The sequence below is a fragment of the Haemophilus parainfluenzae genome, assembly GCF_014931395.1.
In the GTDB taxonomy this organism is placed as follows: domain Bacteria; phylum Pseudomonadota; class Gammaproteobacteria; order Enterobacterales; family Pasteurellaceae; genus Haemophilus_D.
This window is the reverse complement of sequence record NZ_CP063120.1, coordinates 1,076,707-1,092,534: the sequence shown is the minus strand read 5'-3', so window position 1 is coordinate 1,092,534 and position 15,828 is coordinate 1,076,707. Positions and strand designations below refer to the sequence as shown.

At 38.5% G+C, this 15,828-nt stretch carries 19 protein-coding genes; 16 read left to right on the top strand and 3 right to left on the bottom strand.

Annotated features, from left to right (window positions below):
* The first annotated feature begins 1 nt into the window (after nucleotide 1).
* The 4 genes from znuB to tilS all read left to right on the top strand — a co-directional run bounded on the left by znuB (nucleotide 2) and on the right by tilS (nucleotide 4,096).
* The gene (gene znuB / locus INP94_RS05380; RefSeq protein ID WP_054418308.1) at nucleotides 2-787 is read left to right on the top strand and encodes a zinc ABC transporter permease subunit ZnuB; all 786 of its coding nucleotides are present in this window, start codon (nucleotides 2-4) and stop codon (nucleotides 785-787) included.
* An 87-nt stretch (nucleotides 788-874) separates the two neighbouring features.
* The gene (gene accA, locus INP94_RS05375) at nucleotides 875-1,822 is read left to right on the top strand and encodes an acetyl-CoA carboxylase carboxyl transferase subunit alpha (RefSeq protein ID WP_049369151.1); all 948 of its coding nucleotides are present in this window, start codon (nucleotides 875-877) and stop codon (nucleotides 1,820-1,822) included.
* A gap of 115 nt (nucleotides 1,823-1,937) precedes the next feature.
* A complete protein-coding gene (gene pdxY, locus INP94_RS05370) occupies nucleotides 1,938-2,804 on the top strand; it encodes a pyridoxal kinase (RefSeq protein ID WP_054418311.1) in 867 nt (288 codons plus the stop codon).
* Nucleotides 2,804-4,096, top strand: coding sequence for a tRNA lysidine(34) synthetase TilS (gene tilS / locus INP94_RS05365; RefSeq protein WP_197544243.1), 1,293 nt, complete (start codon nucleotides 2,804-2,806; stop codon nucleotides 4,094-4,096). Before pdxY ends, tilS begins: the two co-directional genes overlap by 1 nt.
* A 16-nt stretch (nucleotides 4,097-4,112) precedes the next feature.
* On the opposite strand, the gene mutH is transcribed toward tilS, so the two are convergent.
* The 3 genes from mutH to INP94_RS05350 all read right to left on the bottom strand — a co-directional run bounded on the left by mutH (nucleotide 4,113) and on the right by INP94_RS05350 (nucleotide 6,777).
* Nucleotides 4,113-4,784, bottom strand: a complete 672-nt coding sequence (mutH, locus tag INP94_RS05360) for a DNA mismatch repair endonuclease MutH (protein ID WP_197544242.1) — start codon at nucleotides 4,782-4,784, stop codon at nucleotides 4,113-4,115.
* On the bottom strand, nucleotides 4,781-5,320 hold the full coding sequence (locus tag INP94_RS05355) for a methylated-DNA--[protein]-cysteine S-methyltransferase (RefSeq protein WP_197544241.1): 540 nt from the start codon (nucleotides 5,318-5,320) through the stop codon (nucleotides 4,781-4,783). The genes mutH and INP94_RS05355 overlap by 4 nt, the downstream gene beginning before the upstream one ends.
* A gap of 89 nt (nucleotides 5,321-5,409) precedes the next feature.
* Nucleotides 5,410-6,777 carry a porin gene (locus INP94_RS05350; protein ID WP_197544240.1) on the bottom strand — a complete coding sequence of 456 codons (1,368 nt, stop codon included), beginning with the start codon at nucleotides 6,775-6,777 and terminating at the stop codon, nucleotides 5,410-5,412.
* A 209-nt stretch (nucleotides 6,778-6,986) separates the two neighbouring features.
* On the opposite strand from INP94_RS05350, the gene INP94_RS05345 reads away from it, so the two are divergent.
* The 12 genes from INP94_RS05345 to INP94_RS05290 all read left to right on the top strand — a co-directional run bounded on the left by INP94_RS05345 (nucleotide 6,987) and on the right by INP94_RS05290 (nucleotide 15,788).
* Nucleotides 6,987-7,274 (top strand): YfcZ/YiiS family protein, encoded by a 288-nt coding sequence (locus INP94_RS05345; RefSeq protein WP_197544239.1) that lies wholly within the window; start codon nucleotides 6,987-6,989, stop codon nucleotides 7,272-7,274.
* Between the two features lie 152 nt (nucleotides 7,275-7,426).
* Nucleotides 7,427-8,464: a phosphoribosylformylglycinamidine cyclo-ligase gene (gene purM / locus INP94_RS05340; RefSeq protein WP_197544238.1), complete on the top strand. Its 1,038-nt coding sequence runs from the start codon at nucleotides 7,427-7,429 to the stop codon at nucleotides 8,462-8,464.
* A 68-nt stretch (nucleotides 8,465-8,532) separates the two neighbouring features.
* On the top strand, nucleotides 8,533-9,171 hold the full coding sequence (gene purN, locus INP94_RS05335; protein WP_197544237.1) for a phosphoribosylglycinamide formyltransferase: 639 nt from the start codon (nucleotides 8,533-8,535) through the stop codon (nucleotides 9,169-9,171).
* A 111-nt stretch (nucleotides 9,172-9,282) separates the two neighbouring features.
* Nucleotides 9,283-10,062: a beta-methylgalactoside transporter gene (locus INP94_RS05330; protein WP_197544236.1), complete on the top strand. Its 780-nt coding sequence runs from the start codon at nucleotides 9,283-9,285 to the stop codon at nucleotides 10,060-10,062.
* A 1-nt stretch (nucleotide 10,063) separates the two neighbouring features.
* Nucleotides 10,064-10,618, top strand: a complete 555-nt coding sequence (locus tag INP94_RS05325; RefSeq protein ID WP_197544235.1) for a septation protein A — start codon at nucleotides 10,064-10,066, stop codon at nucleotides 10,616-10,618.
* Nucleotides 10,618-11,088 (top strand): acyl-CoA thioester hydrolase YciA, encoded by a 471-nt coding sequence (gene yciA, locus INP94_RS05320; protein ID WP_049368042.1) that lies wholly within the window; start codon nucleotides 10,618-10,620, stop codon nucleotides 11,086-11,088. The genes INP94_RS05325 and yciA overlap by 1 nt, the downstream gene beginning before the upstream one ends.
* Nucleotides 11,089-11,099: 11 nt before the next feature.
* Nucleotides 11,100-11,396: a YciI family protein gene (locus INP94_RS05315; RefSeq protein ID WP_197544234.1), complete on the top strand. Its 297-nt coding sequence runs from the start codon at nucleotides 11,100-11,102 to the stop codon at nucleotides 11,394-11,396.
* Nucleotides 11,397-11,462: 66 nt separating this feature from the next.
* Nucleotides 11,463-13,655 (top strand): transglycosylase SLT domain-containing protein, encoded by a 2,193-nt coding sequence (locus INP94_RS05310; protein WP_197544233.1) that lies wholly within the window; start codon nucleotides 11,463-11,465, stop codon nucleotides 13,653-13,655.
* Nucleotides 13,656-13,687: 32 nt separating this feature from the next.
* Nucleotides 13,688-13,996, top strand: a complete 309-nt coding sequence (trpR, locus tag INP94_RS05305) for a trp operon repressor (RefSeq protein WP_049366422.1) — start codon at nucleotides 13,688-13,690, stop codon at nucleotides 13,994-13,996.
* Nucleotides 13,974-14,720 carry a monofunctional biosynthetic peptidoglycan transglycosylase gene (mtgA, locus tag INP94_RS05300; RefSeq protein ID WP_005696740.1) on the top strand — a complete coding sequence of 249 codons (747 nt, stop codon included), beginning with the start codon at nucleotides 13,974-13,976 and terminating at the stop codon, nucleotides 14,718-14,720. Before trpR ends, mtgA begins: the two co-directional genes overlap by 23 nt.
* A 584-nt stretch (nucleotides 14,721-15,304) precedes the next feature.
* The gene (locus INP94_RS05295; protein ID WP_010129411.1) at nucleotides 15,305-15,517 is read left to right on the top strand and encodes a helix-turn-helix transcriptional regulator; all 213 of its coding nucleotides are present in this window, start codon (nucleotides 15,305-15,307) and stop codon (nucleotides 15,515-15,517) included.
* Nucleotides 15,510-15,788, top strand: a complete 279-nt coding sequence (locus INP94_RS05290) for a hypothetical protein (RefSeq protein ID WP_010129410.1) — start codon at nucleotides 15,510-15,512, stop codon at nucleotides 15,786-15,788. The genes INP94_RS05295 and INP94_RS05290 overlap by 8 nt, the downstream gene beginning before the upstream one ends.
* The last annotated feature ends 40 nt before the right edge of the window (nucleotides 15,789-15,828 follow it).

The following is a 15,828-nucleotide window of genomic DNA, read 5'->3' as shown; positions in this document are numbered from 1 at the left end:
CATGTTTGAGATTTTATTTCCCGCCTTGCTTACGGGCTTACTGCTTTCCTTAATTACCGCACCACTCGGTGCTTTTGTGGTGTGGCGTAAAATGGCTTATTTTGGTGATACCCTTTCCCACTCAGCCTTACTCGGTGTGGCGTTAGGCATTTTCCTACAAATTAACCCTTATGTTGCCATTGTAATTTTGACGATTATTCTCGCCGTATTAATGGTATGGCTCGAAAGTAACACGCAATTTTCAGTGGATACCCTTTTAGGCATTATCGCGCACAGTTGTCTTTCACTTGGCGTGGTTACGGTTGGCTTACTTAAAAATGTCCGAGTCGATTTAATGAGTTATCTTTTTGGGGATTTACTCGCCATTAATTTTAACGATTTACCTTATATTGCTGCTGGCGTAATCATTGTATTAGGCACTCTACTTTACTTCTGGCAAGCCTTACTCTCCACCACAGTTTCGCCTGAATTAGCCCAAGTAGAAGGCATTAACATTAAAAAAATGCGATTTATTTTAATGATTTTGACCGCACTGACGATCGCATTAAGTATGAAGTTTGTAGGGGCCCTGATTATTACATCGCTATTAATTATTCCAGCCGCAACAGCAAGACGTTTTGCCAAAACACCTGAACAAGTGGTGTTTATTGCGATTTTAATCAGTATGCTTTCCGTCGTTGGCGGGTTATTCCTTTCCGCCTTTTATGATACAGCTGCGGGGCCTTCTGTCGTGATTTGTTCCGCATTTTTGTTTTTGTTATCATTACTAAAAAAGGAATATTTATAATCCGCTCCAACCAGTGAAAACCATTTGCACCGCACCTTAAATCTTGATAAAGTGCGGGCAACTTTTGACGATATTTTAGGATAAGAAATGAGCCAAGAATATTTAGATTTTGAATTACCTATTGCTGAACTTGAAGCCAAAATTGAAGCACTACGTTCAGCATCTGATGACAAAATTGATTTACACGATGAAATTAAACGCTTACAAAAGAAAAGCGATGAATTAACCAAAAAAACCTTTGCAAATCTTGATGCATGGCAGGTTTCTCGTATGGCACGTCACCCAAATCGTCCATACACCCTTGATTATATCGAACATATTTTTACTGATTTCCAAGAACTTGCAGGCGATCGTGCCTTTGCAGATGATAAAGCAATCGTAGGTGGTCTTGCTCGTTTAGATGGTCGCGCGGTAATGATTATCGGCCACCAAAAAGGTCGTACAGTAAAAGATAAAGTAACACGTAACTTTGGTATGCCAGCACCTGAAGGCTATCGTAAAGCATTACGTTTAATGCAAATGGCTGAGCGTTTTAACTTACCTATTATTACCTTTATCGACACGCCAGGGGCTTACCCGGGCATCGGTGCGGAAGAACGTGGTCAATCTGAAGCAATTGCTCGTAACTTACGTGAAATGTCTACCTTAAAAGTGCCTGTTATCTGTACCGTAATCGGTGAAGGCGGTTCTGGTGGTGCATTAGCCATTGGTGTCGGCGACAAAGTAAATATGTTGCAATATTCAACTTATTCCGTTATTTCACCAGAAGGCTGTGCGTCTATCTTATGGAAAAGCGCAGAAAAAGCGTCAACCGCAGCCGAAGTCATGGGCTTAACCGCAACTCGTTTAAAAGAGTTAGGTTTAATTGATAATATCGTTCCAGAACCATTAGGTGGTGCGCATCGTAATTATCATGAAATGGCACGCAATTTAAAACAATGCCTTGTTGAAGAACTCAACGAACTTGATACATTCGACAAAGATGGCTTATTAGAAAGACGTTACGAACGTTTAATGTCTTATGGCTATTGTTAATAATATATAAAAAGAGCGGTTAATTTAACCGCTCTTTTTTGTGTTTTGAAAAAAATGTTGCATGGATGCAAGAAACAGCATCAATGCCTAAAATAATATAAAAGGAGAACTCAAAATGAAAAACGTATTAGCAATCCAATCTCACGTGGTTTATGGTTTTGCCGGTAATAAATCCGCCACTTTTCCAATGCAGCTATTAGGCGTAGATGTATGGGCACTCAATACCGTGCAATTCTCTAACCATACTCAATATGGCAAATGGACGGGCATGGTGATTCCACAAGAACAAATTGGTGAAATTGCTAACGGCTTAGATGCCATTGGAAAACTGCAAGAATGTGATGCATTGCTTTCTGGCTATTTAGGTTCAGCTGAACAAGTTGACAAAATTATCTATGCTTTAGAAAAAATCAAAGCGCGTAATCCAAATGCACTTTACTTATGCGATCCTGTTATGCCAAATGCCGAAAAAGTCTGCGTGGTCGCCGATGGTGTACGTGAACGCTTAATTGAAAAAGCCATTCCACGTGCAGACATCATGACACCAAACCTTTCTGAGCTTCGTACACTTTCTGATTTCCCTATCAACACCTTTGACGATGTGCTCAAAGCCGCTAATGCATTAGTTGCCAAAGGTGTGAAAAAAGTGTTAGTTAAACACTTAGGTAAAGCAGGTAAATTGAATGATCCTAATACCTTTGAAATTATTATGGCGACACCTGAAGGCGTATGGCATTTAAGTCGTCCACTTTATAAATTTAGCTTTGAACCTGTTGGTGTGGGTGATTTAATTGCGGGAACTTTCTTGGCGCATTACTTAAACTGTGGCAATGATGTTGAAGCTTTTGAAAAAATGAATAATGCTGTTGCTGGCGTAATGAAAACTACCTTTGATTTGAAATCTTACGAACTCCAACCTATTGCTGCGCGTTTTGAAATCTTAAATCCAAGCACAAACTACAAAGCTGTTAAAGTTGCCTAATGGATCTTTTTTCATTATTCCAAGCTCAAATTCCAACCACCGCCAATAAGCTTCTCATTGCTTTTAGCGGTGGTTTGGATTCTACTGCACTGCTTTCTTTAGTTAAAAAACTCAGCGAAAAACGACCGCACTTAAGTCTACGAGCTATCCATATCCATCACGGATTAAGCCCGAATGCGGATGCTTGGACGGCTCATTGCCAACAACTCTGTGAGCAATTTGCCATTCCACTTATTATTGAAAAAGTCAAAGTGGAAATGCACGATGGCATTGAAGCGGGCGCAAGAGAAGCTCGCTATCAAGCTATTTCAACACATATTCAACCAAATGAATATCTAGTCACTGCACATCATTTAAATGATCAAACTGAGACTTTTTTCCTGGCGCTAAAACGCGGAGCAGGATTGCAAGGTTTAGGTGCCATGCAAAAAGAAAGTCAATTGTTCGGGATGTCAATTCTGCGCCCACTCCTTTCTTTTAGCCGTAATGAATTAGAAAATTATGTTCAACAAGAAAATCTGTCTTGGGTCGAAGACGAAAGCAATCAAGATAATCATTACGATCGCAATTTCTTACGTAACCAAATTTTGCCTGAATTACGCCAACGCTGGGGGCATTTTGATCATGCTGTTCAGCGTGCCGCACAACATTGTTTTGAGCAACATCAACTGATTAATGAATTGTTACAAGATTGCTTTGAACAGCACATTCTTGAGGATCAAAAACAGTTTTTGCTCCTAAACTTTCTAGACTATTCACTGCAAAAACAAACCGCACTTTTGCGCATGTGGTTGGCTAAAAATCAGATTGCCATGCCAACGCAGGTTCAATTAATGCATATTATTGATGATGTTATTCAGGCTAAAGCGGATGCATCCCCACAATTTCAACTTGGGGAGCATATTATTCGCCGTTATCAGCAATGTCTCTATTTAACAGGAAAATTCGCTGATTTGTCGCAAACTTGTCTTGATATGCCGTTAAATCAACAGATTGCCTTGCCTGATAATCTTGGAACAATTTATGCAACCCACAATGCGACAGGCATTTTAGTCAATTGGAACGAAAAACAGGTTCAACTTGCTGATACACAAGAGCCGATTCAAATACGATTTGCTTATACTGGCAAAGTAAAACGACAACATAATCGCCCTGCCGAAACCATGAAAAAAATTTGGCAAGAGCTCGGCGTTCCGCCTTGGCAACGAAATTGTATCCCCCTCATTTTTTATGGTGAGACTTTACAAAGTGCGGTGGGTTTTTTCCGTGTTTTTCAAAACTTAGAGAAATAAAAAAATGGGTGATGATTCACCCATTTTTATGATTAAGAAAAGCGTTTAAAATGCCTGCCGTAAATTCTTTCCGTAAATAAAACCCCAACGGCAAGGTATCAATCACTTCTCCATTTTTACCAATGCCTTTCGTAATGGCTTTACTGTTTGCACCTTTTGGACGCAGCTGCATAACTTCACCAATACGCGCCGTAACCTGATCTAACTTCCCGAGCACAATATAATCCATCAACTCTTCCCAATCTTGGCGTAATTGATGTTCTTGTTCAGTCGAAGGTTGCCATAAGATAGGTTGGCCAATATGGCGCTCACGCAAAGGAATGCCTCGGCTGCCTTCAATGGGAATCCACAAAACTTTCGATAATTTATGACGAACGTGTGAATTTTCCCAATTTACCCCTGAATTTTGCACCAAGGGGGCAAGACTCACAAACGTGGTTTCCAACGGAAAACCTTCGGCATTGATGGGTAAGGTTTTTAATTCGATGCCTAAATGGGAAAAGTCCTGCTCTGCTTTACTACCAGCAGTCGCTCCTAATGCGGTTTCAAGCAACATTCCGACCCAACCTTTATCGCGTTTTAAATCTGGTGGAACGGGAATATTTAACTCATCTGCAAGTTCACCAAAGGTTAACCCCGCAATAGATTGGGCTTTTTCTAATAAGGCTTGTTCGGTTTGTGGGATCATTCGTGGTATTTCTTCAATAATTTTGGTTTAACGTATTCTACGCCTTTGTCGATGTAAGGAATATTTTCTAGTTTCAATAAAAAGCGTTTTGCCGGCAATCCACCACCAAAACCGGTGATTTCACATTTTTTCCCTAATACACGATGACATGGAATAATAATGCTAATGGGGTTACTCCCTACCGCACCGCCAACAGCTCGCACAGCCTTAGGGTTATTAATGCTTTCTGCTAAACCACCATAACTGGCTGTTTTACCATAAGGAATTTGACGCAATGCTGCCCAAATTGCTTGTTGAAATGCGGTACCTTTAGGCGATAAAGGAATATCGGAGAAACTTTCTGGCTCGCCATTAAAATAACGCCTTAAAGAACACTGCACTTTTTCAAAAAGCGGTAAATCTTCTCGTAAAATCCAATTTGGATTTGGCGTGGTTTGTTCTAACTCACAATCTAAATTTGTAAGATGTTCACCATCAGAAAGCATTAATAATCGACCAATTGGTGAATCCATATAAGCATAAAAAAGTGCGGTCATTTTTCTCTCGTTTTTATGGATTGATATAAGAAAAAAGCACACCGAACATACATTCGGTGTGCTGCGTATTATGCTAAATTTTTAACAAATTAGAAACTGTAGTTTAGGTTTAAACCGTAAAGGTTAGCACTTGCTTTAGACGTATAGTTTGCTGTAACAGTCGCTAAGTTGCCAATTGATTGTTTCTCGGTAAAGTTAAGTTTTTTACCACGTAAGTGAGCAAAGCCCGCATCAATAGAAAGATTCGGGGTAAATTTATAAGTTGCCCCTACGCTATACCACATACGATCAGTATCTGGAATAGATGCACTTGCATGTTCAGTTGGCGCAGCTGCTTCATCATAAGCAATACCTGCGCGAACTGTTAATTTATCATTCACGTCATAGGTTGCACCTAATGCATAACGAGAGTTGCTACGATATTTCTCATCTTTATGAAAAGCCACTTCACCGTCATTAAACGTTGCGTGTAACTCTTTGAAACGACTCCAGTGTGTAAATTTGTAGCTATAGTGTAATGCTAATTTATCTGTAACTTGGTGGAAACCAGATAATTCTAAATAATCTGGTAAATGTAGTGTTAATCCACCTTTTGCAGGGCCTTGGCCACGAAGTGTACGGCTCGCACTCACCGCATTAGAATCTTCAAAATCAATATCGACTTTTGAGTGATAGGCTAAACCAACTCGGTTGCGCTCATTAAACTCATAGGCTAAACCAGCGTTCCAACCAAATCCCCAAGCAGAGCCTTGTAAATGTGTTAATGTAGTATCTTTATTCACACCTTGTAATCTAGCTAAAGAAGCAGCTGCACTTGCTGGGATTTGCCCTGCTTTCACGAGCGAAGGAACTAATGGTGCAACATTTTTTACTGCATCACTTAAAATACCCGCGTGACGTTCCACTTCTGCTTTAGCATAAACTGCATTTAAACCCACACCAGCAGTTAAACCTTGAGAAACACGATATGAACCACTTAAATTTAGGTTAATCGCACTTAAATCCGTTTTACCGCCGAATACCCCCGCATTGTAATCTGATTCATATTCACTTTTTAATCCAAAATTCACATTCATACCACCACCAATGGCAAATTTGTCATTAATTGGTGCCACAAAATACATATTCGGAATCAATGAACCTGGAACAACACTGTTATGATCTGCAGAACCTACCGCAACAGTACGACCTAATGCATTAACGGTAACTGGACCACTCATATGAATTTTAGAATCTACATAAACGCCACCCACAGAGAATTGATTGCTTTTGAATAAGCTCATTAATGCAGGGTTAGTTGCAACCACTGCAGCATTATCAGCAATTGCTGCTTCACCCGCATAAGCACGACCAAGACCTGATGTAGAAACTTCCGCTAATTGGAATGCGGCTGCATTTGCACCGCTTGCTGCTAACAATGTGGTCATTGCTAATAGCGTTTTATTAAACTTTGTCATTTGGAACCTTTTGTTATTAATAATAATGAAAAAAGTCGCGAGATTCTAAAACTCCAATAAATGGAGTGCAAATTATTTTAGATTAATTTTTAAGTGTTCCGACCAGTGATAAATAAATGATATTTAAATTAAAAAAATGCGGCTACTTTGGCAGAGCGTTTCAAAAATGCTAGAATATGCCCAATCTTAATTTTAAATAAGGAAATCCTATGACAGTAACATGCAAAGCAGAAGAATCTCTCACTTGTAGTTGTGTTGATGTGGGGACGATTATTGACGGTTCAGATTGTTCTGTTGATATTCATCAAACCTATGCGAATAAAGCCGAAGCTGAAGCAGCACTTAATCGTTTCATTGAGAAAGCTCGCAAAACAGAAAGCGATCCTTGCGAAATTAAAAGTGAAATTACCGAAACTGAAAATGGTGCAAATTTAATGGCTCGCTTTACATTTAGCTGCCAAGCTGAAGCGATGATTTTTGAATTAGCGAATCGCTAAAAACACATTAAAAAATAACCGCACTTTATCATGCAAAATAAAGTGCGGTTATTTTTTTAGTTAAAACCCAATTAAATCACTATCGCAAACGTTTGCTTAATCTGATACAATCACGCTGTTTTATCATTTAACCTAAAAATATAGGATACATTGTGAGCAAACCATCATTAAGTTATAAAGATGCAGGCGTGGATATTAATGCCGGTAATGAATTAGTTGAACGTATTAAACCACACGTGAAACGAACCACCCGTCCTGAAGTCATCGGCGGATTAGGCGGCTTTGGTGCATTATGTGCTATTCCGGGCAAATATAAAGAACCTATCCTCGTTTCTGGTACAGACGGCGTGGGCACCAAATTACGTTTAGCCATTGACTTAAAAAAACACGATACCATCGGTATTGATTTGGTTGCAATGTGTGTTAACGATTTAGTCGTGCAAGGTGCCGAACCCTTATTCTTCTTAGACTATTACGCGACAGGAAAACTTGATGTGGATGTAGCTTCAGATGTGGTCAAAGGCATCGCTGAAGGCTGTGTACAATCTGGTTGTGCATTAGTGGGTGGCGAAACCGCTGAAATGCCAGGTATGTATCACGCTGGTGATTATGACCTTGCAGGCTTCTGTGTAGGTGTTGTTGAAAAATCAGAAATCATTGATGGTAGCCAAGTTAAAGTGGGAGATGCCTTAATTGCACTTGGTTCAAGTGGTCCACATTCAAATGGTTATTCTTTAATTCGTAAAGTCATTGATGTTGCTGGCGTCAACCCAGCCACTGAGCAATTAGATGGTCGTCCATTAAGTGAACAAGTGCTTGCGCCGACAAAAATCTATGTAAAATCTGTTCTCGCGTTAATCAAACAAACGGAAGTCCATGCTATCGCACACTTAACGGGTGGCGGTTTCTGGGAAAATATCCCTCGTGTATTACCAAAAAATACCAAAGCTGTCATTGATGAAAGCAGTTGGGAATGGCAACCTGTGTTCAAATGGTTACAAGAAAAAGGCAACATTGAAACCTATGAAATGTACCGCACATTTAACTGTGGCGTGGGCATGGTGATTGCATTACCACAATCGCAAGTGGAAACCGCTTTAGCGATTTTAAAACAATCAGGTGAAAATGCCTGGTTAATCGGTCATATCGAAAGTGCGACAGATGACGAACCACAAGTTATCATTAAATAATTTCACTTTTCCATTTACGGGCGAAAATTTCAGAATGAAAGGTTCGCCCTTCTTTTATGTTGAATAATATGAAAAAAATTGCCGTCCTGATTTCAGGTCAAGGATCGAATCTTCAAGCGATAATTGAGGCTTGTCAAACTGGTTTTATCCTAGGAAAGATTGTGACTGTCATCAGTAATAAAATCGATTCATTTGGCTTAGAACGTGCTGAAAGTGCGGGCATTCCTAGCCGCGTTTTTTTACGTCAAGATTTTACGTCCAATCTCAATATGGATAAGGCTATCGGTGATTATTTAGAGGATCTCAATGTTGATCTCATTGTGTTAGCCGGTTACATGAAAATCTTAACCAAACCATTCACACAACGTTTTACGGGGAAAATTTTAAATATTCACCCTTCCCTTCTGCCAAAATATCCAGGATTACATACTTATCAAAGAGCGCTTGAGAATGGCGACAGCGAACACGGCACAACTGTGCATTTTGTCAATGAAGAGATCGATGGTGGTGCCATTGTATTACAAGCCAAAGTGCCTATTTTTCCTGGCGATACTGTCGAGGAGATTGAGCTTCGAACTCGTGAACAGGAATATCACATTTATCCTTTAGTGATTAAATGGTTTGTCGAAGATCGATTAAAACTCATTGAAAATCAAGCCTATTTAGACAGCAAACCGTTGCCACAGAATGGTTACGCTAATGAGTAAAGCGATATACGCTCTTGAAAAGAGTGACTTAAATCACCATTAAACAACCTGATTTTATGAAAAAAACAATAAACCCTGTATAATCGGGATTTTATTATTGTGGGATATAGTATGCAAATTAACTTTACTCAGATTTTTCAAGATAGCCTCAACTTTATGCGTAATCAGCGAAAAACCGTGCTGCTTTTCGTTGGGGTTTTCATTGCATCACAATTTATCAATGCATTAGTCAGTGTCCCAATGCCGAGTTTGGGTAATAATCCTAATCCATCGCAACAGGATATTATTAATGCATTGAGCAAAGTGGAGCCAACTGCGCTGATTGGATCTTTTGTATTTCAACAATTGTTGATGTCTTTTATTGCAACCTTCGGTATTGCAACTATTCATCATATTAGTCAGCAAAATCAAAATCCGATTAATCAAGGTCTCATGCTGACATTGCGTCGTTTTTTAGGGGGGGTAGTTTTAGATATTTTTATGAGCTTGCCACTTTTATTTGGCCTTGCTGATGTCATGAGCTCATCTTTAAGCAAAGATGAGCTCTCTCCTTTAAGCCAAAATGCGCTCTCTCCCCTAGCCTTTGTTTCAATGGTATTTGGTTTATTTTTCTTTGTTCGCCTATGCTTATCGCCTGTGCATTACATTGCATCCAATCAATCTATAGGACAAACTGCTTTACAAGTGTGGCGTGCGGGTGTTAAACGTAATGGCATATTGATTATTTATGCTTTGATCACTTATTTACTTCTACCTTTATTAGTGAATAGTGTTGGTGCAATCCTAGGTACATCATTTCTAAGTGTGATTTTTGGCATTTTGGTAGCATTATTTCAAATATTTATTTTGGTATTTACTTACCGTTTTTACAGTTTATTTATGAAGGCATAATATGAAGCAACTTCTTGAATTTATTCCGCTTGTTCTCTTTTTCATCACTTACAAAATGTTTGGGGTGCGTGAGGCAGCTATTGTCTTAGTAATTGCGACCATCATTCAGATGGTTGTATTAAAACTGAAATATGGCGTGATTGAGAAACAACAAAAAATCATGGCAATTGCTGTCGTCTTTTTTGGTTTACTCACCGCTTACTTCAATGAAATCAAATATTTACAATGGAAGGTCACCATTATTAATGCCCTCTTCGCCATTGTTTTATTGGTTGCACAATTCCAATTCAATACGCCATTGGTGAAAAAGTTATTAGGCAAAGAAATCCAATTACCGGATAATGTGTGGAACAAATTAAATGTAGGCTGGGCAGGATTTTTCATTCTGTGTATGCTTGTAAATATTTATATCAGTCAAAATATGTCTGAAGATGCTTGGGTTGATTTTAAATCTTTCGGTTTACTTGGTATGACCTTTGTTGCAACAATCGTCAGCGGTGCTTATATTTACCGTTACTTACCTAAAGATGATCAAAAGAATGATGAGGATAAATAATGGTTACAAATCTTACTGATAAAAACGGTCGTCAATCTAAAGGCGTATTATTACTACGCACCTTAGCTATGCCTTCAGATACCAATGCAAACGGCGATATTTTTGGTGGCTGGATTATGTCACAAATGGATATGGGCGGCGCGATCTTAGCGAAAGAAATTGCCCACGGCCGTGTCGTCACCGTTGCAGTTGAAAGTATGAACTTCATTAAACCTATCTCGGTAGGGGATGTGGTTTGCTGCTACGGACAATGTCTTAAAGTGGGTCGTTCTTCTATTAAAATTAAAGTAGAAGTCTGGGTGAAAAAAGTCTCTAGCGAACCCATTGGTGAACGCTATTGTGTCACCGATGCGGTATTTACCTTCGTTGCAGTCGATGCGGATGGAAAATCTCGCAGTATTCCGCGTGAAGGTAACCATGAATTAGAGCAAGCCTTAAAAACGATTGAAGAATTACACTTAAGTTGCTAACGGGAGAAGCTATGTACTATGTAATTTTTGCCCAAGACATTCCCGGCACCTTAGAAAAACGTCTTGATGTACGTGAACAACATCTTGCTCGTTTAAAACAATTACAAGCAGAAGGGCGCTTATTAACAGCAGGCCCCAATCCAGCCATTGATGATGAAAATCCAGGCGAAGCTGGCTTTACCGGCTCGACAGTGATTGCTCAATTTGAAAGCCTGTCGGCAGCAAAAGACTGGGCTGCACAAGATCCTTACGTAGAAGCGGGTGTTTATGGGGATGTGATTGTGAAGCCATTCAAAAAAGTTTTCTAAATAAAACGAACTCTACACTCAAAGACGGATCTAAATATCCGTCTTTCTCTTTATATGGAATCTCCTATGCGAGCACTTAAACACACAACAATTTCATTATTTATTTTAACCGCACTTTCAGGTTCTGCTTTGGCCAATCAACATGCTCATAAAAGCAAAACTGAAACTACGCCACAAATTAATCTTGCAGAAGAACAAGCAAAATGGGCACAACAACAGCATGCTCATGAATTAAAGCTGATTGAACAACGTGCGACTTTTCTGCAATTAGAATCGCTCCTAAAAAGTGCGGTCAAAAATAATCATGTTTCTGATAATGCCAAATTATTCCTAGGTTTAATTGATTCCTTAAAAGGCTATCCATTGCAAACTGATGCTATGGCGGCTTATTTAGATGCACGTGTAAAAACCGTTAATCGCGATACGCCTCGTGAAGAAGTAAATGCATTACGAACAGACATTGAACAATTTATTCAGCAACATTCCTCTCATTTTCTACGCGGAAAATTAGAACAAAGCATTTTTACGTTATTAATCAATGCTGAAGATACTCAAGCGCTCGCTAAATTCACGCCAAATAATTTGGAAACACAAATTGCCGTGCTCTCGGCTAAATATCAAATAGAAGCAGCCAATACCACTCAAACAGCAGAAAACCAATCAAATGACAAAAATAAATCGGCTATTTTATCTGAGTATGAACAACTTTGGCTCAACAACGCTGAGCTTCCTAATGATGCTCAGCTATGGGCGGCTTGGTATTCACAAGGTGGACGCACTGAAGAGAAGATCTATCAAAAAGCGGAAATGCTTTTTAGTAAGAATGACGCGAAAGGTCTCGAAATACTCGCTAAAGAATTAGAAAAAGTTGATGGTGCGAAAGAAAATGCTCAGGTAAATATCGATTTGGCTCTTTATTTGGATCTCTTAAAAAATCCAGCTAATTTGAAAACACTCGCTGAGTCATTGCCATTAATTGATGGTAATACGAATAAAATTATCCATAGATTTGCCGTAGTGCTAGGTTTTTCTCGTTATTTGCGAACTATTCCGGAAAATATGAATGAGCCAACCTTCACCCCTTACGAGCAATGGGCGAAGACTTGGCAATTAAACGAAACTGAATTACGTGATTGGAAAATCGCCTTTATTAGCCGTTTCTTTGATAATGAAAGTCCTAATTTTGTGCAATGGCGCGATCAGGAAATTCTTAAACTCAATGCAGATAACCTCATTGAACGTCGTTTACGTACGGCTATTTGGCAACAAACAGATTTACTCGCCTGGTTAAATGCACTTTCAGATGAAGCAAAACAAAAACAAGAATGGCGTTATTGGATGGCTAAAATAGCTGCTCAAGCATCCGATAAAGATGCGAAACAACGATTAGAAGCTTTATCGAGAGAACGTGGGTTTTATCCAATGTTAGCAGCCGTCAAATTAGGTCATTCCTACAAACTGGAAATGCCTAAAATTCCTCAAGAGTCCAATATCCAAGAGAAGTATGCAACTGAATTAGCTGAGATTGCAGAACTACGTCAATTAGATCGATTAGGTGCAGCCAAACAACGCTGGCGTTCTCTATTAGAAAAACTACCGCAAGAGAAACAACTTGCATTAAGCCAATATGCAAATGAACAAAATTGGTTTGAATTGGGCGTAGATGGCTCGATTATTGCAAAAGCTTGGGATTATATCGACTTACGCTTACCAAATGCTTACAGTCAATATTTTGATATTGCCCTCAGTAACGTGAATCTCAGCGGAACAGAACCTCAAGCCATTGTGGATAATCGTGTCACCAAAACCTTCGCCATGGCAATTGCTCGCCAAGAAAGTGCTTGGAATCCAATGGCACAATCTTCCGCAAATGCTCGAGGATTAATGCAGTTATTACTGAGTACTGCGCAAAAAACGGCAGAAAATCAGCAACTTCCTTATAACGGTGAGTTAGATTTATTCAAACCGCTTAATAATATTTTACTCGGTACGGCTCACTTAAATGAGCTGAATGCCAAATATCCAAATAATCGCATTTTGATCGCCTCTGCCTATAATGCGGGAGCAAGCCGTGTAGAAAAATGGCTTGCGAGATCAAATGGCAAATTGGCTATGGATGAATTTATCGCATCCATTCCGTTCTTTGAAACTCGAGGTTATGTTCAAAACGTATTAACTTACGATTTTTACTATCAAAACCTACAAAACAAAGAAAAATTACAAACCTTTAGCAAAGAGGAATACGATCGGCTATACTAGTCGCACTAGTTTAATAGTATAGGATTGTTGATATGTATATTAGTCGCAATTTAGAACAATGGAATGCTTTCCTCACAACCTTGCAAACCGCATTTGAACAAGGGAAAGCACAAGATTTCTTAACGCTTCTGCTCACGCCTGATGAGCGCGATGCAGTGGGTTTGCGTTTACAAATCGTGGCACAGTTATTAGATAAAAATCTCTCCCAACGAGAGATTCAACAGAATCTCAATACCAGTGCAGCAACCATTACGCGTGGTTCTAATATGCTCAAAACAATGGATCCGGATTTTATAAACTGGGTAAAAAGCCAACTCGATGAGCAAGCTACAAAAAACTAAGCGAATTCTAACCGCACTTTTACCTCTTTTTCGACCCTCTTGGTGGAAAAAAAATTGGCAACGGGTTGCGTGGCGTTTCTCTCTCGCAATCCTGGCGTTTTTCATTTGTTTTCGCTTTATCCCTGTTCCCTTCTCTGCCTATATGGTACAGCAAAAAATCGGGCACTTATTACAGTTAGATTTTAGCTATTCAATCAAATATGATTGGGTGAGTCTTGATGAAATCTCACCGAATATGCAGCTTGCGGTGATTGCCGCTGAAGATCAAAAATTCCCCCACCACTGGGGCTTTGATTTTGAGGCAATTCAAAAGGCTTTTAAATTCAATGAAAAATCTCGCCGAACCCGAGGTGCTTCAACAATTTCACAGCAAACTGCGAAAAACCTCGTTCTCTGGCATGGACAAAGTTGGTTTCGTAAAGGGTTAGAAGTTCCCACAACGGCATTAATGGAAATCTTTTGGTCCAAAGAACGGATTTTAGAAGTGTATTTAAATATCGCAGAATTTGGTAATGGCATCTTTGGCGTAGAAGCAGCTAGTCGCTATTATTTCAAAAAATCGGCGAAGAATTTAACGCAATCAGAAGCGGCATTACTCGCTGCGGTTTTACCGAATCCTATCATCTATAAAGTGAATAAGCCTAGTGCATTAGTTCGTAAAAAACAAAGTTGGATTATGGGACAAATGAATGGATTGGGCTTGAATTATCTAAAAGAAATGTAGATTCCTCATAAAGAAAAAAACCTTGAAACCGGCTTCCAGTTTCAAGGTTTTAAATTTGGGGATAATCTCACTTGAACTAGCAATATAAGACTTTGATTTATAATAACTTTATTTGTTGGGTTTGTGTTCAGTGTTACTATTGGTGTTACTAAAAAATGAAGTGATAGATTATCTATAATAATTAAAGCACTGGTATGCTACCTTGTGAGTTAATGGTAGCACAACAATAGGAAAATATCTAAAAAAGTAAAATAGTATTATTCGACTATTTTTTAGACAGAAATTTTTAAAAATTTTCTTAATGAAAACATTAGTTATATATGAGAATGAATAAGATAAGTTTCCTATGTTGGAAAGCAGAAAATTTGTTCAAAAAATGCTTGCAAGCAATCTGGAGGAAGTATAGGATGGTCTCAAGTTGATTTTAGTTAGACCATACAACAGTAAGGATTTCTTATTAATATATGAAATAGAGGCTATACGCCTTATCAAAAGTGATATTACAGATCATTTTTTTAAACGCAATAATATAAGGGTATTACTAACTAAAGAGTAATACCCTTTTTATATATAGGGGTTTTACCATGGATAGAATAATCAGGGTAAAAGAATTTTTAACGATATTAGGAATATCTAAAAGTACATTCTACACTTGGCAGGATAAAAGTTCTGCTTATTATAAGCCTAATTTTCCCAAAAAAGTTAGCCTAGGAGCTAACTCCGTAGGCTACTTTGAATCTGATGTAAATCGGTACTTAAACAACATTAAAAACCTAAATGAGGTGATCTATGCTTAAAACAGTAGATGATAAGATTTTTTCAATTATTAATAGGAAATTGCCATTAGAGAAACGTTTTAAGAAGTTAACTAGCAATGCTAGAAATGTCTTATACACATTAATCATAAAAAGTAAAAATGAAAATAAAGAAATAACGTTAACTACTTTCAACTCGGAATCTGTTTTTAACTTAAAAAGAGATTTATTCATTAAAGCTATAAATGAATTGATAAAAGTAGATTATTTAAAAAGAACTGAAATAGATAATATCTATATGCTAAAAATTTAAATCCAAGCCACTATTTAGTGGCTTTTTTATGGAGATTATT